1 protein-coding gene is annotated in these 2,133 nt (G+C 72.2%); it reads left to right on the forward strand.

Annotated features, from left to right (window positions below; genetic code table 11):
* Window positions 1–38: 38 nt before the first annotated feature.
* A partial coding sequence (locus ABD329_RS47635; protein ID WP_344318260.1) for a beta-ketoacyl synthase N-terminal-like domain-containing protein occupies window positions 39–2,133 on the forward strand: 2,095 nt, incomplete at its 3' end.

The following is a 2,133-nucleotide window of genomic DNA, read 5'->3' on the forward strand; positions in this document are numbered from 1 at the left end:
TGTTCGCGGAGTTGGGTCCGGATGGTGCGCTGTCGGCGATGGCCGACACCGACACCTGGGTCCCGGCACTGCGCGCCGACCAGGACGAGGCGGAGACCGCCCTGCGCGCACTGGCCGGTCTGTATGCCGCTGGTGCGGAGGTCGACTGGGCCGCGGTCACCGCTGGCGGGGCGCAGAAGGTTGCCCTGCCGACGTACCCGTTCCAGCGCCAGAAGTACTGGCCGAAGGCCGCCGCGGCGGGCGCTCACGACGGCGACTCGGCCGATGGCCAGTTCTGGCAGGCGATCGAGAGCAACGACGTCGAGGCACTCGCCGGACTGCTCGGCGTGACCGCCGAGCGCTCGGTGGTCGAAACGCTGATGCCGGCGCTCTCCGGCCTGCGGCAACGGCAGCGCAGTCGCGCGAAGTTCAACACGTCTCTGTACCAGGTGGCGTGGGAGCCAGTGACTGCGGAGACGCGGCCGGTGGTCAGTGGTGGCTGGCTGCTCCTCGTCCCCCCGGGATTCGCTGAGGAGCGGGTTGTCGCCGAGGTGGTGGAGGCGCTGTCCGCCGATGGCGGCGTGGTCCACCGGCTCCAGGCCGACCCGTCCCAGGTCGGCGCCGTGCTGGCCGAGCGTTACCCCGAGGCCGTCGGCGTCGTCTCCTTCCTGCCCCCTGGACTGCCGATCGTCGACGGCGTCCCGGTGTGGAACGCCACGGTCGAGGCGGTGGCTGCCGAGCCGGCCGACCGGCCCGGCGACCCGTGGCAGTCCGCGATCTGGGACCGGCCGTCGTTGGCGGGTGGCCGCGGCGGCTGCCTCGACCTGCCCCGGACGTGGGACACCAGCACCCAAGGCCTGCTGCGTGCCGTGCTCGGCGGACAGTACAGCGAGGACCGGCTGGCCCTGCGCACGGCGGGAGTGTTCGCCAGGAAGGTGCGCGTCGCACCCCTGGCTGTCGACACGTCACGGTCGCCGTGGCAGCCGACCGGCAAGGTGCTGCTGTCCGGCGATGACAGCGGCCCGGTCGCCGCTGCACTCACCCGATGGCTGGAAGCCGCGGGCGCCGAGGTCGTCCGGGGAGCGGACGTGCCCCCGGACGCCACCGCGGTCGTCTGCCTTGCGGACGGATCGGCCGGGGCGCAGGACATCGACGCGCTGCTCGGCCTGCACGATCAGACCGTCGGCCGCGACCTGTCGGCGTTCGTCGTGCTCTCCGACGCCGGCGCCCAGCTCGGCGTCGAGCAGAACGCGGACAAGCGTGCCTACGGCGCCTTCGCCGATGCGCTGGTGACGCTGCGCCGTGCGGAAGGCCGCGCGGCCACCGCCATCGCCTGGCAGGCTGCCGGGACTGGAACCGTCGACGGTCTGCGGCCCGCAGACCCGGACGACCTGGCCGAGGCACTTGCCTGGACCGTCGGACACGACCACGCGTGCGTCGTCATCGCGGACCTCACCGATGAGCTGCGGTCCAGCATTCTGCGCGGAACGCGCCATGAGGTGACGCCAGCTCAGGACGACGGCGCTCAGGCAACCGGCCTGTCGGGGACGGACGGTGAACGTCAGCTCGCCCGCCTGGTCCTGACCCTTGCCGCCGAGGTACTCGGTCATGACGGGCCGCAGGACGTCGACGCCGATCGGAGCTTCCGCGAGCAGGGCTTCGACTCCTACAGCGCGGTTGACCTCCGCAACCGGCTGAAGACCGCTACCGCACTCCAGCTGCCCGCCACTGTCCTCTTCGACCATCCGACACCGACCGCGCTGGTGGCCTACCTGCGGCAGCAGCTGACCGGTGAGCAAGAGGTCCTGCGGGAAGCGCCCGCCGCGGTTGCGCGGATGCGGGAGCCGGTCGTGATCGTCGGTATGGGCTGCCGGTTCCCGGGCGGGGCCGAGGACCCGGAGGGCTTCTGGCGGTTGATCGCCGCGGGGACCGACGCGATCTCGGGGTTCCCGTCGAACCGGGACTGGGACGTGGACAGTCTGGACGGCTCCGGCTCCGGCTCCGGTGATGCGGGCGCGACCTTTGCCCGGGTGGGTGGCTTCCTGGATGGCGCTGGCGATTTCGATGCGGAGTTCTTCGGGGTCAGTCCGCGTGAGGCGTTGGGGATGGACCCGCAGCAGCGGCTGCTGCTGGAGACGTGCTGGGAGGCGCTGG

Source organism: Streptomyces javensis (genome assembly GCF_039525925.1).
Classification (GTDB): domain Bacteria; phylum Actinomycetota; class Actinomycetes; order Streptomycetales; family Streptomycetaceae; genus Streptomyces; species Streptomyces asiaticus.